Annotated in this window: 15 protein-coding genes; 9 read left to right on the top strand and 6 right to left on the bottom strand. The window is 67.4% G+C overall.

What is annotated here, in order from left to right; genetic code table 11:
* The first annotated feature begins 2 nt into the window (after nt 1–2).
* The 3 genes from Q9Q95_RS08545 to Q9Q95_RS08535 are packed head-to-tail and all read left to right on the top strand — an operon-like array spanning nt 3 to nt 2,909.
* On the top strand, nt 3–1,169 hold the full coding sequence (locus Q9Q95_RS08545; protein WP_306095975.1) for a fumarylacetoacetate hydrolase family protein: 1,167 nt from the start codon (nt 3–5) through the stop codon (nt 1,167–1,169).
* Nucleotides 1,166–2,122 carry a D-glycerate dehydrogenase gene (locus tag Q9Q95_RS08540; RefSeq protein ID WP_306095974.1) on the top strand — a complete coding sequence of 319 codons (957 nt, stop codon included), beginning with the start codon at nt 1,166–1,168 and terminating at the stop codon, nt 2,120–2,122. Before Q9Q95_RS08545 ends, Q9Q95_RS08540 begins: the two co-directional genes overlap by 4 nt.
* The gene (locus tag Q9Q95_RS08535; protein WP_306095973.1) at nt 2,106–2,909 is read left to right on the top strand and encodes a kinase; all 804 of its coding nucleotides are present in this window, start codon (nt 2,106–2,108) and stop codon (nt 2,907–2,909) included. The genes Q9Q95_RS08540 and Q9Q95_RS08535 overlap by 17 nt, the downstream gene beginning before the upstream one ends.
* 70 nt (nt 2,910–2,979) lie before the next feature.
* Here the strand turns inward: Q9Q95_RS08535 and Q9Q95_RS08530 are convergent, their stop codons facing one another.
* A complete protein-coding gene (locus Q9Q95_RS08530) occupies nt 2,980–4,998 on the bottom strand; it encodes a right-handed parallel beta-helix repeat-containing protein (protein ID WP_306095972.1) in 2,019 nt (672 codons plus the stop codon).
* 117 nt (nt 4,999–5,115) lie between these two features.
* Between Q9Q95_RS08530 and Q9Q95_RS08525 the strand changes: the two genes are divergently transcribed.
* On the top strand, nt 5,116–6,738 hold the full coding sequence (locus Q9Q95_RS08525; RefSeq protein ID WP_306095971.1) for a glycoside hydrolase family 28 protein: 1,623 nt from the start codon (nt 5,116–5,118) through the stop codon (nt 6,736–6,738).
* 118 nt (nt 6,739–6,856) lie between these two features.
* On the opposite strand, the gene Q9Q95_RS08520 is transcribed toward Q9Q95_RS08525, so the two are convergent.
* The 3 genes from Q9Q95_RS08520 to Q9Q95_RS08510 all read right to left on the bottom strand — a co-directional run bounded on the left by Q9Q95_RS08520 (nt 6,857) and on the right by Q9Q95_RS08510 (nt 12,136).
* Nucleotides 6,857–9,652: a TonB-dependent receptor gene (locus tag Q9Q95_RS08520; protein ID WP_306095970.1), complete on the bottom strand. Its 2,796-nt coding sequence runs from the start codon at nt 9,650–9,652 to the stop codon at nt 6,857–6,859.
* Between the two features lie 76 nt (nt 9,653–9,728).
* Complete coding sequence (locus tag Q9Q95_RS08515) at nt 9,729–10,973, bottom strand: MFS transporter (RefSeq protein WP_306095969.1); 1,245 nt, start codon at nt 10,971–10,973, stop codon at nt 9,729–9,731.
* 8 nt (nt 10,974–10,981) lie between these two features.
* Entirely contained in the window at nt 10,982–12,136 is a 1,155-nt protein-coding gene (locus tag Q9Q95_RS08510; RefSeq protein WP_306095967.1) for a mandelate racemase/muconate lactonizing enzyme family protein, read from the bottom strand.
* A gap of 149 nt (nt 12,137–12,285) precedes the next feature.
* Here Q9Q95_RS08510 and Q9Q95_RS08505 point away from each other — a divergent pair, with 149 nt between their 5' ends.
* The 5 genes from Q9Q95_RS08505 to Q9Q95_RS08485 are packed head-to-tail and all read left to right on the top strand — an operon-like array spanning nt 12,286 to nt 16,021.
* Nucleotides 12,286–13,026 (top strand): FadR/GntR family transcriptional regulator, encoded by a 741-nt coding sequence (locus Q9Q95_RS08505; RefSeq protein WP_306095965.1) that lies wholly within the window; start codon nt 12,286–12,288, stop codon nt 13,024–13,026.
* A gap of 20 nt (nt 13,027–13,046) precedes the next feature.
* A complete protein-coding gene (locus Q9Q95_RS08500) occupies nt 13,047–13,874 on the top strand; it encodes an amidohydrolase (protein WP_306095964.1) in 828 nt (275 codons plus the stop codon).
* Between the two features lie 47 nt (nt 13,875–13,921).
* A complete protein-coding gene (locus Q9Q95_RS08495) occupies nt 13,922–14,932 on the top strand; it encodes an aldo/keto reductase (protein ID WP_306095962.1) in 1,011 nt (336 codons plus the stop codon).
* A gap of 10 nt (nt 14,933–14,942) precedes the next feature.
* Nucleotides 14,943–15,671 (top strand): SDR family oxidoreductase, encoded by a 729-nt coding sequence (locus Q9Q95_RS08490; protein WP_306095960.1) that lies wholly within the window; start codon nt 14,943–14,945, stop codon nt 15,669–15,671.
* Nucleotides 15,668–16,021 carry an L-rhamnose mutarotase gene (locus Q9Q95_RS08485; RefSeq protein WP_306095958.1) on the top strand — a complete coding sequence of 118 codons (354 nt, stop codon included), beginning with the start codon at nt 15,668–15,670 and terminating at the stop codon, nt 16,019–16,021. The genes Q9Q95_RS08490 and Q9Q95_RS08485 overlap by 4 nt, the downstream gene beginning before the upstream one ends.
* Nucleotides 16,022–16,265: 244 nt before the next feature.
* Here the strand turns inward: Q9Q95_RS08485 and Q9Q95_RS08480 are convergent, their stop codons facing one another.
* Together Q9Q95_RS08480 and Q9Q95_RS08475 are read right to left on the bottom strand one after the other, a co-directional pair.
* A complete protein-coding gene (locus Q9Q95_RS08480) occupies nt 16,266–18,902 on the bottom strand; it encodes a glycoside hydrolase family 2 TIM barrel-domain containing protein (RefSeq protein ID WP_306095956.1) in 2,637 nt (878 codons plus the stop codon).
* Between the two features lie 14 nt (nt 18,903–18,916).
* The gene (locus Q9Q95_RS08475) at nt 18,917–20,143 is read right to left on the bottom strand and encodes a S9 family peptidase (protein WP_306095954.1); all 1,227 of its coding nucleotides are present in this window, start codon (nt 20,141–20,143) and stop codon (nt 18,917–18,919) included.
* Nucleotides 20,144–20,201: the final 58 nt, after the last annotated feature.

Here is a 20,201-nt window from a genome sequence, read left to right as displayed (position 1 = left end):
CCATGCCGCTGCTTCCCGAAGACATATTGCCCGACGACCGCGACGCTCTGCTGCTCGGCCGCGTCTGGCGCCCCGACCGTAGCGGCCCCTCGCCGGTCCGCGTCGATGGCGATCGTCTGACCGATGTCAGCGCCGCCTTCGCCACCGTACGCGATCTCTGCGAAACCGCCGATCCCGCTGCAGCGCTGCGCGATGCGCCGGGCGAGGACATCGGGCAGCTTGCCGAAATCCTTGCCAACACCGATCCGCGCGCGCGTGACGACAGCCGCCCATGGCTGCTCTCTCCGATCGACCTGCAGGCAGTGAAAGCAGCGGGGGTCACCTTCGCCACGTCGATGCTCGAACGCGTGATCGAGGAGCGCGCCCGCGGCGATGCCGACGCCGCGACCGGCATCCGCGAGCAGGTTCGCGCGCTCGTCGGCGACGATCTCCGACGGCTGCGCCCCGGCTCGCCCGAGGCGATGGCGCTCAAGGGGGCGCTGATCGCGGCCGGTGCATGGAGCCAGTATCTCGAGGTCGGCATCGGGCCCGACGCGGAGATCTTCACCAAGGCCCAGCCGCTGTCGACGGTCGGCGTCGGCGCCGAGATCGGCGTCCACCCCGCCTCCAGCTGGAACAACCCCGAGCCCGAGATCGTGCTGGTAATCGCCTCGACCGGCCGGATCGTCGGCGCGACGCTCGGCAACGACGTCAATCTGCGCGACGTCGAGGGGCGATCGGCGCTGCTGCTCGGCAAGGCCAAGGACAACAATGCCGCCGCGGCGGTCGGGCCGTTCGTGCGATTGTTCGACCGCCGCTTCGGCCTCGCCGATGTCGAGGCGGCGGAGGTCGGCCTGACGGTCACCGGCACCGACGGGTTCGTGCTTCAGGGACGATCGGCGATGTCGGCGATAAGCCGCCCGCCCGCGGACATCGTCGCGCAGGCGATCAACGAACACCATCGCTATCCCGACGGGCTCGTGCTCTATCTCGGCACCATGTTCGCACCGACCGAAGATCGCGATGCCGAGGGCAAGGGCTTCACGCACCACAAGGGCGACACGGTGCGGATCAGCTGCGATCCGCTCGGCGCGCTGGTCAACCGCGTGACCGCGACCGACGCCTGTGCGCCATGGACGTTCGGCACGGCGGCCTTGATGCGTAATCTCGCCGCGCGCGGGCTGCTGTGAGCCGTCCCCGCATCCTGCTCACCCGGCGCTGGCCACAGCCGGTCGAGGAGCGGCTGGCCGAACGCTACGATGTCACGCGCAACCTCGACGACGTCCCGCTCGACTCCCCCGCATTGGCCGCGGCGATGCGCGACCATGACGCGGTGTGCCCGACGGTCACCGACCGGCTGCCGCCGGACATCGTCGCGGTCGATGGTCGCCGCGCCCGGATCATCGCCAATTACGGCGCCGGCTTCGAGCATATCGACCTCGACGCCGCGCGCGCCGCCGGGATCATCGTCACCAACACCCCCGACGTGCTCACCGACGCCACTGCCGATATCGCGATGCTGCTGATCCTGATGGCCACTCGGCGCGCCTCCGAAGGCGAGCGCGAATTGCGCGCGGGGAAATGGTCCGGCTGGCGGCCGACGCATCTGCTCGGCACCAGCCTCGGCGGCAAGACGCTCGGGCTGATCGGCTATGGCCGCATCGCGCGTGCCACCGCCGAGCGCGCGCGGGCGTTCGGGATGCACATAATCTATCACAGCCGCAGCCGTGCCGACGACATGCCGGCTAAAGCCTATCGCGCGACACCCGCCGCGCTCGCCGCCGATTCGGATGTGGTGTCGCTCCACGCCCCCGGCGGCGCGGCGACGCGCCACATGGTCGATGCCGATTTCCTGTCGGCGATGCGCCCAAGCGCGGTGCTGGTGAACACCGCGCGCGGCACTTTGGTCGACGAAACCGCTCTCGCCGACGCCCTGTCGAACGGGACCATCGCCGCGGCGGGGCTCGACGTCTATGCGCAGGAGCCGCAAGTGGCGCCGGCGCTGCTCGCCTGCCCTAATGCGGTGCTGCTGCCGCACCTCGGCAGCGCGACGCGCGAGACGCGGATCGCGATGGGGATGCGCGTCGCCGACAATCTCGACGCCTTTTTCGCGGGCGAGCCGCCGCGTGACCGGGTCGCTTGACCGGGTAGAGACCGCGGTTCGCGGCTGGCTCGCGGGCGCGCGCCGGCCGCTGATCCTCGGCCTCTGCGGCGCGCAGGGATCGGGCAAGTCGACGCTGGCGGAGGGTCTGCGCGACCGGATGGCGGCGCGCGGCATCGCCACTGCGATCCTGTCGCTCGACGATCTCTATCTGTCTGGAGAGGCACGCGCGGCGCTGGCGCGGGACGTCCACCCCTTGCTACGGACCCGCGGCGTCCCGCTGACGCATGACGTGGCGTACGGGATCGCATCGCTCGACGCGATCCGCGCCGGGCACGCCACCGTTCTCCCTCGCTTCGACAAGGCGCGCGACGAACCCGAGCCTGAAACACGTTGGCAGCCGGTTCCAGCCAATCTCGACTTGCTGATCTTCGAAGGCTGGTGCGTCGGCGCCCGCGCGGAGGACGACCGCGTCCTGGCAGTGCCGGTCAATGCGCTCGAGCGCGACGCCGATCCCGAGGGCGTGTGGCGGCGCGCGGTCAACGCCGCGCTGCGGACCAGCTATGCCGATCTGTTCGCGCGGATCGACCGCCTCGTCCTCCTCGCCGCGCCCGGTTTCGAGATCGTCGCGCGCTGGCGCGGCGAACAGGAAGACACGCTGCGCCGAACCCTCGAAGCGCAGGGCCGCGACACGGCGGGCCTGATGGACGCCCCTACCCTCGCCCGCTTCATCGCGCATTACGAGCGGCTGACGCGCTGGATTCTCGAAGAGATGCCCGCCCGCGCCGACCTCTTCCTGCGCCTCGACACCGACCGCCGCCCTGCCTGAAAAAATCGGCCGCCGCGCCATTCAGGTGCGGCGGCCGAAGACCGGGGAGGGGGCCGGTATGCGAATGGAGTCAGCGGCGCACGCCTGCGTTATCGATCACCGCCTTGGCCTCGGCGGGCCAATCGCGGTCGGGCACCAGTACATTGTCGCGCGCGGTATTGCCGATCTCGGCCAGCCAGCGCCCGCCGGTGGTGGACGAACTGTGCCAATTGCCGGTCGCCAGATTGTCGGTCGAGATCCGCCGGCGGAACATCTTGCCGGCGGTGTTGATGTTGAGCCATTTGCCGCGCGTCTCGACGACGTTGCCGGTCACCCGGAAATGCTTGCTGCCTTCATCGAGATAGATCGCGATCTTGTCGTCGATATCGAAGATGTGGTTGCCGCGGATGACCGCGCCGGGATTGGCCGACAGATTGTAGATCGCGCCGCCGTCCATGAACCACGTCTTCACGCCGTGGATGCGGTTATTCTCCACCACGGTATCGCGCAAGGTCGTCGGCGTGGTGTAGCGGATATTGTGAACGTAGCCCTTCTGGTTCTCGTCGTAATTCGGGTTGCCGCCGGCATCGTTATACCCCCAGCCCCAGCCGACCGCGATGCCGTCATAGGGCGCGTCGCTGACGTCGTTGTGCGCGATCCGCGCGCCGCTGACATAGGTGGTCAGGATCGCGGCATTGTCCTTGTAATCCTGGCTCACCGTCGCGACCACATTGTCCTCGATGACGAGATCGCGATTGACCAAGGCGGCGTCGCCGGGATGATGCGCGTCGGCGCGGATGCCGCCTGCCATGATCGCGCTGCCGGAAAGCACCGCGAAATGGTTGCGTGCCACCCGGATCCGCGCAGTGGCGAGGCCGGCGCCGCTCAGATTGGCGTTGGCGTCGTTGCCGATGCCGAGCCCGATCTGGCCGAGCTGGGTGAAGCGGTTCCCCTCGAACGTCACGTCGCGCGCCGCGGCGACCTGGACGGCGGCGGGCATCTGGTTCCAGCGCTGGCGCATCGATTCGAACTCGACGCAGCCCCAGCCGCAGCTCTGCCACGCCGATTGCGGCCGGATCGGCGAGACTTCGGACAGAAAGGCGCCGCTCTGCTGGTTGGCATAGCCGGTCGGCTGCGAAGGCCCCATCCAGCTGGTGTAGGAGAAGCGCAAGCCCCGGAAGCTCAGCCGCTCGACCGGGGCCGCCGGCGTACCCGCGATCGAGACCAATGCATCGAGCCGCGGCAGCACCACCTTCAGCCGCCTGACATCGTCGTCCTGCGCGATCCGAAGATAGAGCTTGCCGGCCTGCGGATCGAGGAACCATTGATAGGGCCTGGCGTGCCAGTCATTGGCCTTGCCGATGAATTCGAGCGCGTTGACGAGGAACAGCCGCGAATCCGCCGGGAAGATCGGTTTGGTAATGGTGTCATAGCCCCAGCTGTTATTGTCCCATGCCGGTTGCTGCATCGTCACCGTGCGCCCCGCGATCGACTGCACCGGCGAATAGCGATCGGTGAAGAAGCCGGTCGCCTCGAGCTCGAGCCGGTCCGCCCGCTTGATCGCCGCGACATAAGCGAGGTCGGGATTGACGATGTCGAAGCCGGTGGCGGTGAAGGCGAGATCCGTGGCCTTGATCTCGATCCACGGCCGTTCGGCGAGCTGGTCGTTGACCCAGAGCTGGCGCGAATCCACGCCCTTGGGCACGTCGGCGACCCAGATCCGCCGCTCTTCGTCATAAAGGCGGAAGCCGCCGACGTTCAGTCCGCCCGACAGCATCGGCTGCGCGCCGTCGGCCGCACGCCATTCGACCCGGTGGCCGCGCCGCCCTCCGTCCGCAGCACCAAAGCGCAGCGGCCGCTCGAGGCTGTAGCTGCCGTCGGCGAGGATCACGGTGACGTCGCCGCCCGCATTGGCCGCGCGCGCCAGCGCCTGCGCGCGTTCGAGCGAGCGCACCGGCCGCGCCTTGCTGCCCGGCGCGCGATCGTCGCCGTTCGGCGCGACATGGATCACTGCCTGGGCAAAGGCGCTCGTCGCTGCGAGCAATGCCGCCACCGTCATCGCGGTTCGCGCGGTCGCGCGGATCGGCGATCTAGCGGCGCCAGCGTTCATCGATCCTGCTCCCAAATGCTTGTCGTTGAAGCGGAACGCCGATGGACAGCGCTCGCGATATACGTATGATGTCTTATGTTTGACGCGCATGCAAGCGCGCTGTTGCGGGAGAGCGCATTGTTTACAGCTGCCATGATCGATCGCCGCGCCACGCTGTTCGGCACCGGCGCCTTGCTGCTCGCCGCCGGGCTGACCGATCAGGCGCAGGCGGTCGCCGCCGGCGTGTTCGAGGATGTCCGCCGCCACGGTGCGCGCGGCGACGGCAAGACGATCGACAGCCCGGCAATCAATCGCGCGATCGAGACGGCGGCGAAGCGCGGCGGCGGCACCGTCGTGATCCCGGCGGGCCGCTATCTCTGCTTCACCCTGCGGCTGCGCGACAATATCGCGCTGGTGCTCTCGGCGGGCGCGACGATCGTCGCCGCCGATCCCGACACCCACGGCGCGCAATACGATCCGCCCGAGAATTACCGGGAGGAGCAGTTCCAGGATTTCGGGATCACCCATGTCCACAACAGCCTGATCCGCGGCGACGGGGTGTCCAACGTCGCGATCCTCGGCCCGGGCATGCTCCACGGGCTGGGGCTCGACCGCGAGGGTCCGGGCGATCGCTGGCATGCCCGCCCGGGCTGGCAGTCCGCCGCCGCGCTCGGCATCACGCCGCGCGAACTGGCGCTGCGCGATGCGAAGGAACGCGCGCCGATCGGCCGCGCCAACAAGGCGATCGGGCTGATGAACTGCCGCAACGTCCGCCTCCACGGCTTCACTATCCTGCAGGCCGGGCATTTCGGCGTGATCGCGCATGGCTGCACCAATATGCAACTCGACGGCCTCGTGATCGACACCGATCGCGACGGCATCGACATCGATGCGTGCCGCGACGTGCGGGTGGTCAATTGCACGGTCAACGCGCCCAGGGACGATGCGATCGTCCTCAAGAGCAGCTACGCGCTCGGCCGCGCGGTGATCTGCGAAGACATATTGATCGCGGGCTGCAAGACCAGCGGCTATGCGATGGGATCGCTGCTCGACGGCAGCTACCGCGCATCGGACTATCCCGCCCCCGACAAGCTGGGCCCGCTCGGCCGGATCAAATTGGGCACCGAGACCAATGGCGGCTTCCGCAACGTCCGGATCAGCGACTGCATCTGCACCCATAGCCGCGGAATCCTGATGGGGATCGTCGACGGCGGGACGCTGGAAGACGTGTCGGTATCGGGGATCATCCTGCGCGATCCGGTCAATCATCCGTTATTCGTCCACCATGCCGCGCGGATGCGCGCACCGCGCGGCACGCCGGTCGGCCGGATTCGCGGCGTGCGCTTCGAGGACGTCGCGGTATCGGGCGCGCAGCCGCGCTTTCCCTGCGGGGTCGAGGGCATTGCCGATTCCCCGGTCGAGGACGTGACCTTCCGCAACATCGATATCGCTGCTGCCGGCGGCGGCACGCGCGAGGATGCCGCCCGCGTGCCCGAATATCGCCGCGAGACCAGCCTCGAGGTCAGCTATCTCGGCACCCTGCCCGCTGCCGGCTTCTACGCCCGCCATGCCCGCCGCCTCACCATCCGCGACGTCAGTCTGCGCACCGCCGCTCCGGACGCCCGCCCGGTCGTCGCGTTGCGCAACGTCGAGGGTGCGATCGTCGATCGCATCGCCTCGCCGATGCGCCGCGACGCGGTGCTCGACAGCCGCGACAGCCGCGATGTCGCACTGGGCGATGTGACAACTTATGGAAGCTGATCAAATAGCCCCTCCCCTTCAGGGGAGGGGTTGGGAGTGGGGGATGTCTCACTGAGACCGAAGCCCGCGGACATGCCCCACCCCAACCCCTCCCCTGAAGGGGAGGGGCTTAACACGTCTAGAACCGAACCCGCGCCCCCGCCGAAACGCGCCTGCCGGTCTGGCGGAACTCCTTGGTCCGGTCCGCGCTCACCGAATAGATGAACTCCTTGGCGTTGTTCAGATTGACCGCGTCGGCGAAGACGGTGAAGTGCGATCCCACGTCGTAGGACAGGCTGACGTCGAGCTGACCATAGGCATCGAAATATTCGGGCTCGCCGTTGCGCCCCGACGCGACCTGCAGGAAATTGTCGCGATAGGTATAGGCCGCGCGCGCCGAGAAGCCGTATTTCTCGTAAAAGCCGACAAGGCTGTACGACGTCTTCGAAAGCCCCTCGAGCCCGAACGACACATTGGCGACCGCGTTGGTATAGTTCGCGTTCGAGTCGGTGTAATTGAAGCTGGTCTGCACACCGAAGCCGTCGAACGGCGCCGGCAGCCACGACGCGAACGACTGGCGATAGCCGATCTCGAAGCCCTTCACCGTCGCGCCCTTGCCATTGTCCGGCACGGTGACCTGGAACCTCACCTGATCGACCACCTGCGGGGTGGTGACCAATGTCACGAAGGATTCGATGTCCTTGTAGAAGACCGCGCCGCTCAGCAGCGAATCTTGGGTGAAATACCATTCGGCGCCGAACTCGACCTGCTTCGCGCGGAACGGCTGGAGATCCGGATTGCCGCGGCTGATCGTCTCATTGCCCGGATTGGTCTGGATCGACTGGCGCGGCGACAGATCGGACAACGTCGGCCGGGTCATCACCTTCGAGGCGGCGAAGCGCAGCAGGAGATTGTCGGTCAGCGAAAGCCGTGCGTTGAGCGACGGCAGCCAGTCGTCATATTTGCCGCGGAAGCTGACCGGGATCACCGGCGACACCACGACGATATTCTGGCCCGCGCCGTTCGGCCGGGCGCTGACCACGGTGCGCGATGCGCCCGACGAGGTGTAATCGGTATTCTCGTAGCGCAGGCCGACATTGATCGCGAGCGGCATGCCGGCGACCTGGGTGTCGAGCGACCCCATCAGATAGCCGACCCGAACCTTCTCGTTCACCACCGACGAGGCCGCCGGCGAGAACACCCCGGGATTGAACGCCTTGCCGTCTTGCGCGGCGAACTGGTCGACGGTTTGCACCAGTGCGAGCGGATCGTAGATCAGCCAGTCGCGAAGGATATCCCCGCCGCCGCCCGAGAAGAAGTTGCGATCGGTCGGCTGGAACAAGGATGCCGGCAGCACGCGGTCCGAATTGCAATAGGCGCATTGTTCGCCGAACGAGGTCTCGTTCGCAGTGATCGTCTTGATCCGGCTCTGCGCCATCGCGCCGGCGCTCAGCGTGAAAGGCCCACCGCCCGGCTTCCATTCCACGTCGCTGCGATATTCCTCGATCTCGTCGTCGATATCCGCGCCGCCGCCCCAGATGTAATAATGCGCGGTCACGCCCTGGGGATTGGTCGCGGCGTCCGCATAATTGGGGCTGCTCAACGTATAATCATAGATCGGACTGCCGCTGCGACGATCATAGCTGTAATTGATGTTCTTCCGCCGGATGGTGGTGAACAGATTGTTCTCCTTGCCGCGGCGGCGCGCATCCGAAACCGACCCGTCGAGCCGGATCCGCAGATCGTCGGTCGGGCGCCAGTCGACATTGATGCCGAACTGATCGGTGGTGACGTCGCGATCGTCATACTGGATGATCTGGTCGACGAAGCCACCCTGCACGCGCTGGAACTGGACCGCACCGCCGGTCTGGACGCCGCCGACGAGGCTGCCGCCCGTCACCACCTGCTCGACCACCGTGCCGCCCGAAAAGTCATAGGCCAGACCGGTCTGCTGCTCGACGAAGCGCGCCTTCGAATACAGGCCGTCGATCGTGACGGTGAACTTGTCGCTCGGCCGCATCTGGACCGAGGCGTTCGCGCCCCAGCGAGTCAATTCGCGCTCGAAGAAGAAGGGCGACAGGTTCGACGGCATATCGACGCCGGTGAACGGAGTGACCCCGGCGCCGAGACGGCCGAAGAAATACTCGTTGGCGTTGCGCCCCTCGGCCGGGTTCGCGGCCAGGCTGCCCCGCTTTACATGGCCCGCACCGATGGTGAATTCGTCGATGCGGTTGTCCTGCTTCGAATAGACGCCCGAAATCGCCACGCCGAAGGTGCCGGCATCATTCTTCCAGCTCGCCACGCCCGAGACTTCGGGGTTCCAGCTATCGGCCAGTTCGGACCACATTCCCGCCGCGGAGCCCGCGAACTTGAACCCGGTCTTCTGGTCGAGCGGGCGCAAGGTGCGGACGTCGACGGTGGCGCCGATCGACGCGCCGTTGATGTTGGCCTGCGGCGATTTGTAGACATCGGCGCCCGAAATGATCTCGGACGGCAGCACGTCGAACGAGAATTCGCGGCCATTATTGTCGGTGGCCAGGGTGCGGCCGTTGACGGTGACCGCGTTGAACTTGGGTCCGAAGCCGCGGACGGTGACGAAGCGCCCTTCGCCGCGATTGCGCTCGATCGTCACGCCGGTGACGCGCTGGAGCGATTCGGCGACATTGCCGTCGGGAAGCTTGCCGAGATCCTCGGCGACGATCGAATCGACCACTGCGACCGAATTGCGCTTGATGTCGATCGCTGCGCGCTCGGCGGCGCGGATGCCGGTGACGACGATCTCGTCGGTTTCCTCGAGCGCGGGATCGGCGGCCTCGGCGGCGGTCTGTGCGGCCGGATCGGCCGTCTGGGCGGCTGCCGCGCCGCTCCACAACAAGGCACCCAATGCGGGAGTCGCGAGCAATGCGACGCGCAGATTACGGGCCAGAAACGCCATGATGTCCTCTCCGATTATTTTCCCCTGTCCATCATAAAATATGCCGCATGTCAAATGATGATCATACGTATTATGTTTAGCGGACCGAGCGGATCGGGAGGATGCACAGAGCCGAGCCGAACACGAAGACGATTGCCGCCCCGAAGATGACGCGATAGTCGCCGCCGGTCGCGCCGAGCAAAGCCGCGGCCATCACCGGGCTGAGGATCTGGGGAATGTTCACCGCGGTGGTCAGCACGCCGAGGTCGCGCCCCTCGTCGCCCAGCGCGCTCTGCGGCAGCACCTGCGTCATCAGCGCGATGTCGATCGACATGAACATGCCGTAGCCGACGCCGATCACCGCGGCGTAGACCCACATCCCCGCCATCGACGGCAAAGCGAGCGGCGCGACCATCGCGCAGCCCATGATCAGGCTGCCGGCGATGACGAACGGCTTGCGGCGTTGGATGCGATCGGACCACCAGCCCGACAGCAAGGACGATGCGACGAGGCAGATCAAGGTGACGATCGCCATGTTGGCGATCGCGATGTTGGAAGCGCCGTCGCTCAGCCGGATATAGTCGCGCAGGATGTAGAGCAGATACGCCGCGACCGCCTGATACCCCATGTAAATGGTGAACCGGCTGAGGAACGCCCAGGCGAAGTCCGGATGCTCGCGCGGACTGATCCAGAAGCCGCGCAGGAACTCGCCCCACGCGATCGGCCGCCGCGGCAAGGCTTCGCTCGACGGCTCGCGATTGAGCCCGACAAAGGCGAGGCACGATACCGCGATCGCCGCGGCGAACAGCCCGTAAGCGAGCATCGCATCGCCCGCCAGATAGCCGGCGACCACCGTGCCGGCGGTCAGCCCCGCGGTCATCCCCGCGCCGACGATCCCCGATATCCCGCCGCGCACTTCCGGCGCGAAGCGGTCGGCGATCAGGGTGGTCATCGCCGGCTGCATCGAATTGTACGCGACCGCCGCCATCACCCACAAAACGATCAGCGACCAGAAGCTCGTCATCAGCGACACGCCGAACAATGCCAGCGAGCCGATCAGCGATCCGATCGCGATCCACGGCGTGCGCCGCCCCCAGCGGCTCCGCGTCCGGTCGGACAGCGCCCCCGAAATCGGAGTCGCGAGGGTCGAGAAGATCGATGTTATCGCGAACAGCAGCGCCAGATTGTTCGCCTTGTTGCCCGGATCGAGCTCGGCGATCTGATTGGGCAGCAGCACGCCGAGCACGCCGCTGTACAGCGCCATCAGCAGGAAGAAATTGACCATCAGCGAGACCTGCAGCCGGGTCCGCTGGCTTCCCGCCACATAATCCGGTGCACTCATCGTCGCGCTCAATGCACCGGTCCGCCTTCGGGAACCAGCCGCAGCCCCGCCTCGCGCGGACGACGGTGCGGGCCTTCGCGCGACGCCCAGCCGCCGTCGATGCGTTCGCGATCGATCCTCGCCTCGTCGACGAGGATCCCCAGCCCCGGCCGGTCGCCGAGCACGATCCCGCCATCGGCGATCTCCTGATCGACATAGAGGCCGAGCGGCCAGTTCATGTCCTGCACCTCGATGCCGATCATGTTCGGCGCCGCCGCCGCGGCATGCGCGATCGGATTGCAGTCATAGCCGACCGGCGACACCGGCAGGTCGCGGACATGCGCGGCGATCGCGACCCGCTGGAAATGGGTGATTCCCCAGACGCTGCCGGCCTGGACGACGTCGACCGCGGCGGCATCGAGCAAGGGCGCGAATTGCTCGAGCCCGGTCAGATTCTCGCCCGTCGCCACCGCGCAGCGCGCCGCGCGGCTGATCGCGGCGAGGCCCGCGGCGTCCCAGCGCCGCACCGGCTCCTCGATCCAGGTCAGGTCGATCCCCGCCGCCTCGATCTCGGCGAGATGGCGGATCGCCTGCTTGCGGTTCCAGCTCTCGTTGACGTCGAGCATCAGCGCCGGCGCCTCGCTGTTGCGCGCGAGGATCTCGCGCACGCGCCTGAGCCGGCCGATGTCGCGCGCGACGTGCTTGCCGCCCTTGATCTTGGCCGAAGTGAAGCCGCGCTCCGCCCAGCGCAGATACAGCGCATCGAATGCATCGTCGTCGAGCCCGTAGCACAGCCCCGAAGCATAGCCGCGAACGAAGCGGTCGGCGGCGCCGAGCGTCCGCCACAGCGGCTCCTCGGCCATCTTCGCCTTCAAATCCCACAATGCCATGTCGATCGCGGCGATCGCGCCATAGGTCAGCCCGGCATGGCCGCTCTTGAACACGTGCGACAGCATGCTGTCGTACAGGGCCGGCACCGCGCGCGGATCCTGCCCCTCGACCGCGGAGAATACCCGGGCGATATCGGCATGCTGGCCCAGTCCGACGCCCTCGAGCCCCGAATCGGTTTCGAGGATCAGGATCGGCACTTCGGTGACGCCGGAAGCGACGACGCCGTTGGCATCGCCGACCGGGCGCCCCCAATCGTGCGAGGTGACCAGGCTGCGATAGCCGGTGACTTTCATTCACGCCCCTCCGTGCGACCGCGCGTTCCTGCGATCCAGAATACGTATTATGTATTATCTTTCTCATTGGCAAGGCGTTGACGAAGCGCGTGGTTCGCGCGCAACGTGCCCGATATTCGAAACGCCCTTATCGACGAGACGCATCCGCAATGAACGATCACCCCGTCCCCGAGCCGATGCGCATCCGCCGCCGCCCGCGCCTCGCCGAGGCGGTGGTCGAGGATCTGGTCAATGCGATCGTCACCGAAACCTATCCGGCGGGCACCGCGCTGCCCCCCGAAGGCATGCTCGGCGAGATGTATGGCGTCAGCCGTACCGTGATCCGCGAAGCGACGATGGCGCTCACCGAAAAGGGGCTCGTCGTCTCCCAGCAGGGCCGCGGCACGATCGTCCGCGATTCGAGCGCATGGGGCATGCTCGACCCGATGATTCTCGCGGCTTTGTTCAAGCGCGAGGACGGGCTGTCCTATCTCGACAATCTTTCGGAGATCCGTTCGCTGCTCGAAGGCGCGATGGCCGCCAAGGCTGCCGAGCGCCGCACGCCCGAGACGATCGCCGAGCTCGGCGAGCAGATGGCCAAGCTCCAGAAATTGATCCCCCACCCCGCCGCTTATGTCCATGAGGACATCGCCTTTCACGACATCCTGATGCGCATGTCGGGCGACAAATTGAGCAAGGCAGTGATCGACGGGGTGCAGGCCGAGGCGCTGCGCAACCACGGCTATAGCGGCAAGCTCAACGTCGAGCACGTCCGCGAGACTCATGCCGCGCACGAGGCGATCTATGCCGCGATCGTCGACGGCGACGGCGAGCGCGCGTGCCGCGCGATGCGCGACCATATCGAATCGTCCTGGGCGCGCCGCCGCGCCGCGCGCAAGCCGCGCGGCTGATCGAACCCCGGCAGGTCGTGATGCGCATTCTCGATTCGCATATCCATTTCTGGCGGATCGGCGGACCCGGCCATGCGTGGCCCGATGCCGAATGGCCGCGCATCCATCGCGATTTCCTGCCCGGGGATCTGCGCGCCGAGGCCATGAACCTCGACCTTGTCGGCGGCGTGCTCGTCCAGTCGCAGTCCGACGACCGCGACACCGACTGGATGCTCGGGCTCGACGATCCGCTGATCCGCGCGATCGTCGGTTGGGTCGATCTCGCCCATCCCGATGCGCCGCGCCGCATCGCCGAACTGGCCCGCCATCCGAAGATCCGCGGCCTGCGGCCGATGCTCCAGGGCATTCCCGATACCGGATGGATCCTGCAGCCCGGCCTCGACCCGGCGATCGAGGCGATGCTGGCGCACGGCCTGCGCTTCGACGCGCTGATCGAGCCGCGCCATCTGGCTACGCTCCACCGCTTCGCCACGCGCTGGCCCGCGCTTCCGATCGTCGTCGATCACGCCGCCAAGCCGCACGCGGCCAAAAGCGAACTCGATCCGTGGCGCGACGAGATCGCCGCGCTGGCCGCCCTCCCCAATATCTGGTGCAAGCTGTCGGGACTGCGCACCGAACAGGCCGAGGGCCAGCCGTACGAGGCGTTGCGTCCCTATGTCGCGCACCTCCTGTCCTGCTTCGGCGAACGGCTGATGTGGGGCAGCGACTGGCCGGTGCTGCGCCACGCCGGCGACACTTATGCCGACTGGATCCACGCGACCCGCGACCTGATCGGCCCCTCGACGCCCGAAACGCTGGCCCGGCTGTTCGAAGGTGCGGCGACGCACTTCTATGCCATTGACGTATGACGTATGATGATCTTTAGCTGACGCGCAATCAGCCGGAGCGGAACGTCATGGTCGATCTCACAGCCTTGGGGCGGCTCGGCTTCGGCGCCGCCTCGATCGGCAATCTCTATCGCGCGATGCCCGACCAGGACGCCGCGGCGACCATCGGCAGCGCGTGGGACGCCGGCCTGCTCTATTACGACACCGCCCCGCATTACGGCTTCGGCCTGAGCGAGAAGCGGCTCGGCGAGGCGCTCGCCGAGCTCGACTCCGATCAGCGTGCGATCGTCTCGACCAAGGTCGGGCGCCGGCTCGATCCCGTCGCGCCCGATACCGATCTCTCCGTCCCGCGCCAGGCGTTCGTCACCCCCGAGCCGTTCGAGAGCGTGTTCGATTACAGCTATGACGCGGTGATGCGCTCGTACGAAGCGAGCCGTGCGCGGCTGCGGCGCGACCGCGTCGACATCCTCTATGCACATGACGTCGGCCGGATGACGCATGGCGACGACCATCCCCGCCGCTTCGCCGAATTCATCGAGGGCGGCTATCGCGCGATGCGCGAGCTGCGCGATAGCGGCGCGGTCGGCGCGATCGGACTCGGCGTCAACGAGACGCAGGTGTGCGAGGAAGTGCTCGCGGTCGGCGAGATCGACCTGGTCCTGCTCGCCGGGCGCTACACCTTGCTCGAGCAGGACGCGCTCGAAACCTTCCTGCCGCTGTGCGCGCGCCGCCATGTCAAGATCGTGCTCGGCGGCCCGTATAATTCGGGGATCCTCGCCAAGGGCGTCCGCGGCGGCGGCGAGTTGCATTACGATTACCAGCCCGCCCCGCCCGAAATCGTCGCGAGGGTCGCCGCGATCGAGGATCTCTGTGCCGAACATGGCGTGCCGCTCGCCGCGGCGGCGTTGCAGCTCCCCCTCGCCCACCCGCAGGTGGTCTCGGTGATCCCCGGCATGAACAGTCCGCGCCAGGTCGCACAGGCAGTGAAGCTGATCGAGACTCATATTCCGCCGGCATTGTGGCGCGATCTCAAGGACCGCGGACTGATCCGCGCCGACACCCCCATTCCCACCATTTGAGGAAAGACAGATGCGCCTCGCAGGCAAGACCGCCATCATCACCGCCGCCGCCCAGGGCATCGGCCGCGCCAGTGCCGAATTGTTCGCGCGCGAAGGTGCCCGCGTCATCGCCGCCGACATCAACGCCGAAGCGCTCGCCACGCTCGAGGGCTGCGAAACCCATGTCCTCGACCTGCTCGACGGCGATGCGATCGCCGCATTCGGCGAGAAGATCGGCGAAGTCGACATCCTGTTCAACTGCGCGGGCTTCGTCCATGCCGGCACGATCCTGACCACCGACGAGAAGGATTTCGACTTCTCGTTCGATCTCAACGTCAAGTCGGCCTATCGGATGATCCGCGCCTTCCTGCCGGGCATGATCGCGCGCGGCGGCGGATCGATCGTCAACATGTCGTCGGTCGCCGGATCGGTGATCGCGGTCCAGAACCGCTTCGTCTACGGCGCCTCGAAGGCCGCGGTGATCGGGCTGACCAAGTCGGTGGCGCAGGACTATGTCGGCAACGGCGTCCGCTGCAACGCGATCTGCCCCGGCACGGTCCAGTCGCCGTCGCTCGACGAGCGGCTCGCCGCGACCGGCGATGCCGACAAGGCGCGTTCCGAATTCGTCGCGCGCCAGCCGATGGGCCGGATCGGATCGAGCAAGGAAATCGCCGAGCTCGCGCTCTATCTCGGCAGCGACCTGTCTTCGTACACGACGGGGACGATCAACGTCATCGACGGCGGCTGGAGCAACGCATGACACGCATCTGCCTCGCGCTCGATCTGGTCGACGATGCGGATCTGATCGCCGAGTACGAGCATTGGCATCGCGTCGGCAACACCGATCCCGCAGTGACCCAATCGATCCGCGACGCCGGCATCGACAATATGGAGATTTACCGCGCGGACAACCGGCTGTTCATGATCATCGACGCGAGCGCCGCCTATTCGGCCGAGCGCAAGGCGGCCGCCGATGCGGCGAACCCCGCGGTGGTGGCGTGGGTCGCCAAGATGCAGCGTTTCCAGCAGCCCATCCCGGCAGCCGGACCCGACGGCACCTGGCACCCGATGGACCGCATCTTCCGCCTCACCGAGCATCCGGGGCTCTAGAGTAATCGGCTCGCCCTAACCTTCCCTCGCCCCCTGCAAGGGGGAGAGGGTTGCGCAGACTTGGGTTTGCGAAGCAAAGCCTTAGTCGGAGCTGGGTGAGGGGGTGCGGCTGCACAGCAGCCGCGCGGCGCTGCGCGCCGCTCTACCCCTCACCAAGCTGCGCTAGCCAGCAAGCTGGCAAGCTTCGCTATCCTCTCCCCTATCAAGGGGAGAGGGGAATTCAGGTCGAAGCAGCTGAGCGACCCTACCGCGCCACCACATCGATCGCCGACACCAGAGCCTCGCCGGTCACCCCCGCGAAATCCAGCGTCAACACGCCACCCTTCGCAGTCGCCGGCAGCTCGACCGTGGTCGCGGTCAGCCCAGCCCCCGCCCGCGCCACCGGATCGACGCGCACCGGCGCGCCGCCGCCAGCCGTCACGGTGAACACCCGCTTGCCCGGCGCGGTCTCGACCGGATCGAACAGATGCAGCGTCACCCGATACTGCCCGTCGGGCAGCGGCAGCTTGTAGCGGAATGCCTTGCCCGCCCGCCAGCTCGCATACAGAAGCGGCTCGCGCGCGCCCGCGACCACCTTGGCCGGCTTGCGCTGCTGCCCCGCCGCATACAGCTCGCGCTGATACGGATTGAGCGTGAAGCCGAGCCCGCCGTCGAAGAAATCGTCCGATCCGTAGCGCGTGCCGTCGGCCAGCGTGACACCCTCGAGCGTGCCGGTGCGGACATGGAGCGCGCGCTCGGGACCGCTATAGCGCAGTGCGATCCGGTCGGTCTGCCCTCCCGCCGTCGCCACCACCGCATTCTCGCCGGGCGCCAGCCGCACCCGCGGCCAGACGCAGACGAAGTCCACGCATTTCGCGCTGCCCAGCGCCCGTCCGTTGACGCTCAATTGCGCCTCGGACGCGTTCGAATAAGCGCGGACGTCGATCACCGGATAGGCGCGGTCGAGATAGCGGCGACCCGCCAGATACAGCACCGGCGCCTTGCTCCACGCCGCCTTGTAGAACCAGAATGCGTCCTTCCTGACGCTGCGGTCGAAGGTCACCAGTCCCTTGGTGTTGATGTCGCTGCTGTCGCCTTCCTCGCGCAGGTCGCTGGTCGCGTCGAACATCTGCCACACCCAGGTGCCCCACAGGAAATCGAGCGGCGCGAGTTCCTTCCACGAAAGCTCGTGGACCACCGCCTGGATCTCCTCGGCCTGCGGGCGATAGATGCTCTCGATCTTGCCGCCATGGACATTGTCGGTGTGCTGGGTGATCGCGCCGCCCGCGCCATATTCGCCGACCCCGACCGGCAAAGTCGGATTCTCGCGGTGATAGCCCTGCATCACCGGGCCGAGCCGCGTCGCATCCTGGACCCGACCCGACGTGTACCAGCCATAATAGAGGTTGTAGGCGACCGTGTCGGCGGTCCCCGCGGTGCGGTCGCGGCCGTCGTCCTTGTCGCCGGGCAGCACTTCGCAGCACGCCGCGATCGTCGTCGGCCGGGCCGGGTCCTCGCGCTTGGCGAGGGCGTCGAGCGCGTTCATCAGCGGCCGCGCGTTCGACGGGGTCAGCCCCTTGGACGACCAATTGGTGATCTCGTTGCCGATCGACCACACCCCGACCGAGGGATGGTTGTAATTCTGGCGGATCAGCTCGATCAGTTGCGCCTCGGCACTGGCCTTCATCGCCGGCGGGGTATCCGCCTTGCCGGGGATCGAGGCGAGATTGACCAGCCCGAGCTCGGCCCACAGCACCATGCCGTTGCGGTCGGCGAGATCGAAGAACGGGGTGGCGTGATTGTAATGCGCCAGCCGGATCGAATTGGCGCCGAGCTCCTCGATCAGCGCCATGTCCTGCTCGTAATCGGCCTGGCTGAGCGCCCAGCCTTTCTCCTGGCGGTCCTGATGCCGATTGACGCCGTTCAGCCGCATCGGGCGGCCGTTGAGGATAAAGCCCTTGTTCGGATCGACCGCGACGGTGCGCAATCCGAGCGGCTGCTCGACCCGGTCGAGCACATCGCCGCCGCGGCCGATCAGCTCGACCATGGTGCGATAGAGATAGGGATCGTCGCGCCCGTTCCAGCGCCGCGGATTGGCGATGGTCAGCACCGTCTCGCGGCCGACCGTCGCGCCCGCGGCGAGGCGCAGCTTCTGCTCGCTGCGCGCGACCTGCCTGCCGTCGCCATCGGCGATGCTGGTGCGCAGCGTCACTGCCCCCGCCCGGCCCGAATTGCGCAGCCGGGTCAGCACCGCGACGGTGGCGGCGGCATCGTCGATTTTGGTGACCCGGCCATAGATTCCGGGCCCGCCATGATCGAGCAGGTCGATATGCGCCTGCCCGGTCACGATCAGCGACACCGGGCGATACAACCCGCCATACATGAAGAAATCGCCCGAGATCGGCACGACGAATTCGGTCGTGCTGCCCGGCTCGGGCTTCGAATTGTCGACCTTCACGCTCAGCACGTTCTCGCCCGGGCGCACCGCATCGGTCGCGTCGAGGCGGAAGCGGCTGAACGCGCCCTCGTGGCGGCCGAGCTTGCGGCCGTTGACCCAGACGTCGGCGACGATGCTCGCCGCGTCGAACTGCAAGTGCACCCGCTTGCCAGCCGCATTCGCCGGCAAAGTGAAGCGCAGCCGATACCAGCCCACCCCGCGCGTCGTATCGGCGTCGGGGCGACGCTTGACGTCGTAATTGCCGACCTTGTTCCACGTATGCGGCACCGCGACGCGCTGCCAATTCGCATCGTCGAACCCCGCTACGGTCGCATCGCCGGCGGCCTCGCCCTTGTGGAAGCGCCAGCCCTCGGCGAGCACCGTCTCGGCGCGGCCCTGCGCCGCCGCAGGCGACGCCCAGACCGCCAGCAGCAGTATCGCGACCGCGAGGATCCGGTTCAGCATCACTCTACTCCTGTTCATGGGCGCGCGGGACCGAGCCAGCGGTCGGCGAATGCGAGGAAATGCGTCCAGTCCGACGCGGTCAGCGCATGCGGTCCGGTGCGGATATGGTAGCCGATCCGCGATTGGATCGAGCGGTCGGGCGGCGGCATCTCGGCGCTGTCGAGCCCGCCCGCGCCGAGCAGGCGATAGACCGGGTCGGCGCCTTTGGCGGCGAGGAATTCGCCCCTGGGATCGGCCCACCAATCCTCGCTCGCGCTGGCGATATAGACCGGGCGCGGCGCCACCAGCGCGATCAGCTCGTGCGCGTCGACCGGCAAGTCGCGCTCGCGCTCGGCAAAGGTCTTGAACCGCGGCGCGAACCAGTAAGTGTTCATCACCCGGATCGTCTCGCCGAAATTGCGGCGATACAGCGCCGCGCCGCCCTCGCCCGAATTATTCGCGATCACCATCGCGAAGCGTTCGTCGCGCGCCCCGGCCCACAGCGCCGCCTTGCCATAGCGCGAATGGCCGAACACGATGACCCGGCGCGCATCGACCGCGCGATCGGTCGCGAGATAGTCGTACACCCGGCTGAGCCCCCACGCCCAGGTCGCGATCGCCCCCCAATGCGCCGGATCGGAAGCATTGGTGCGGAAGAACGGCTGGATGCTGTCGCCGCGCTTGCTCTCGTCGTCGGGATAGAGGTCGCCGGTGAAATATGTCGCGACGCCATAGCCGGCCGCGAGGATCGTCGCGATCGGCCATTCGCCGGCGTCGATCCCGCGCGACTGCATCGTGGCGCTGCCCTTGCGGATGCCGGCCGCGGGGGTGACCCAGCCTGGGGTGATCGCAATCGCAGGATCGGCATTGACTGCCTGATTGCCATGGAAATTGGGCCCGACGAACACCGGCACGCGGCCGGTCGCGCGCGCCGGCAGATAGAGCAACACCCGCATCTGCGGCCCGTCGCGGCGCCCGTCGAGCAGGATCGTCACTTGCCGCCGCACCGCCAGCCCGCCCAACGCCGGTCCCTGTTCGTCGATCACATAACGCTGTTGCCGCAGCGGCGCCGGCGCGACGCCGTAGATCCACTGTTCGAACAGATGCACCAGCTCGGCGCGCCGCTCGCGCCAGCCGCGCGCATCGGACGCCGGCCGCCCGTTCGCCAGGGTCAGCACCGGCGGCAGCGCAATGGTGCCGACCCGCGCTTCGTCCGCATTGCCGTCGAGCTGGGCGGACGCCGGCATCGCACCCAGCGCCATGCCGCCCAGCCACAGGCCGAACGCGAAAGGGCTTGTCCCGAACTTCAGCTTTTCATCC

Source organism: Sphingomonas sp. DG1-23 (assembly GCF_030730875.1).
Taxonomy (GTDB): Bacteria; Pseudomonadota; Alphaproteobacteria; order Sphingomonadales; family Sphingomonadaceae; genus Sphingomonas.
Note: the sequence above shows the minus strand (reverse complement) of the source record. Positions and strands in the feature narration are given on the sequence as shown.

Bases quoted from the DNA above. Each gene is read 5' to 3' on its own strand.
- Q9Q95_RS08545 (WP_306095975.1), top strand. From the start codon at position 3: ATGCCGCTGCTTCCCGAAGACATATTGCCCGACGACCGCGACGCTCTG.
- Q9Q95_RS08530 (WP_306095972.1), bottom strand. From the start codon at position 4,998: ATGAACGCTGGCGCCGCTAGATCGCCGATCCGCGCGACCGCGCGAACC.
- Q9Q95_RS08520 (WP_306095970.1), bottom strand. From the start codon at position 9,652: ATGGCGTTTCTGGCCCGTAATCTGCGCGTCGCATTGCTCGCGACTCCC.
- Q9Q95_RS08515 (WP_306095969.1), bottom strand. From the start codon at position 10,973: ATGAGTGCACCGGATTATGTGGCGGGAAGCCAGCGGACCCGGCTGCAG.
- Q9Q95_RS08510 (WP_306095967.1), bottom strand. From the start codon at position 12,136: ATGAAAGTCACCGGCTATCGCAGCCTGGTCACCTCGCACGATTGGGGG.
- Q9Q95_RS08505 (WP_306095965.1), top strand. From the start codon at position 12,286: ATGAACGATCACCCCGTCCCCGAGCCGATGCGCATCCGCCGCCGCCCG.
- Q9Q95_RS08500 (WP_306095964.1), top strand. From the start codon at position 13,047: ATGCGCATTCTCGATTCGCATATCCATTTCTGGCGGATCGGCGGACCC.
- Q9Q95_RS08495 (WP_306095962.1), top strand. From the start codon at position 13,922: ATGGTCGATCTCACAGCCTTGGGGCGGCTCGGCTTCGGCGCCGCCTCG.
- Q9Q95_RS08490 (WP_306095960.1), top strand. From the start codon at position 14,943: ATGCGCCTCGCAGGCAAGACCGCCATCATCACCGCCGCCGCCCAGGGC.
- Q9Q95_RS08485 (WP_306095958.1), top strand. From the start codon at position 15,668: ATGACACGCATCTGCCTCGCGCTCGATCTGGTCGACGATGCGGATCTG.
- Q9Q95_RS08480 (WP_306095956.1), bottom strand. From the start codon at position 18,902: ATGCTGAACCGGATCCTCGCGGTCGCGATACTGCTGCTGGCGGTCTGG.
- Q9Q95_RS08475 (WP_306095954.1), bottom strand. From the start codon at position 20,143: ATGGCGCTGGGTGCGATGCCGGCGTCCGCCCAGCTCGACGGCAATGCG.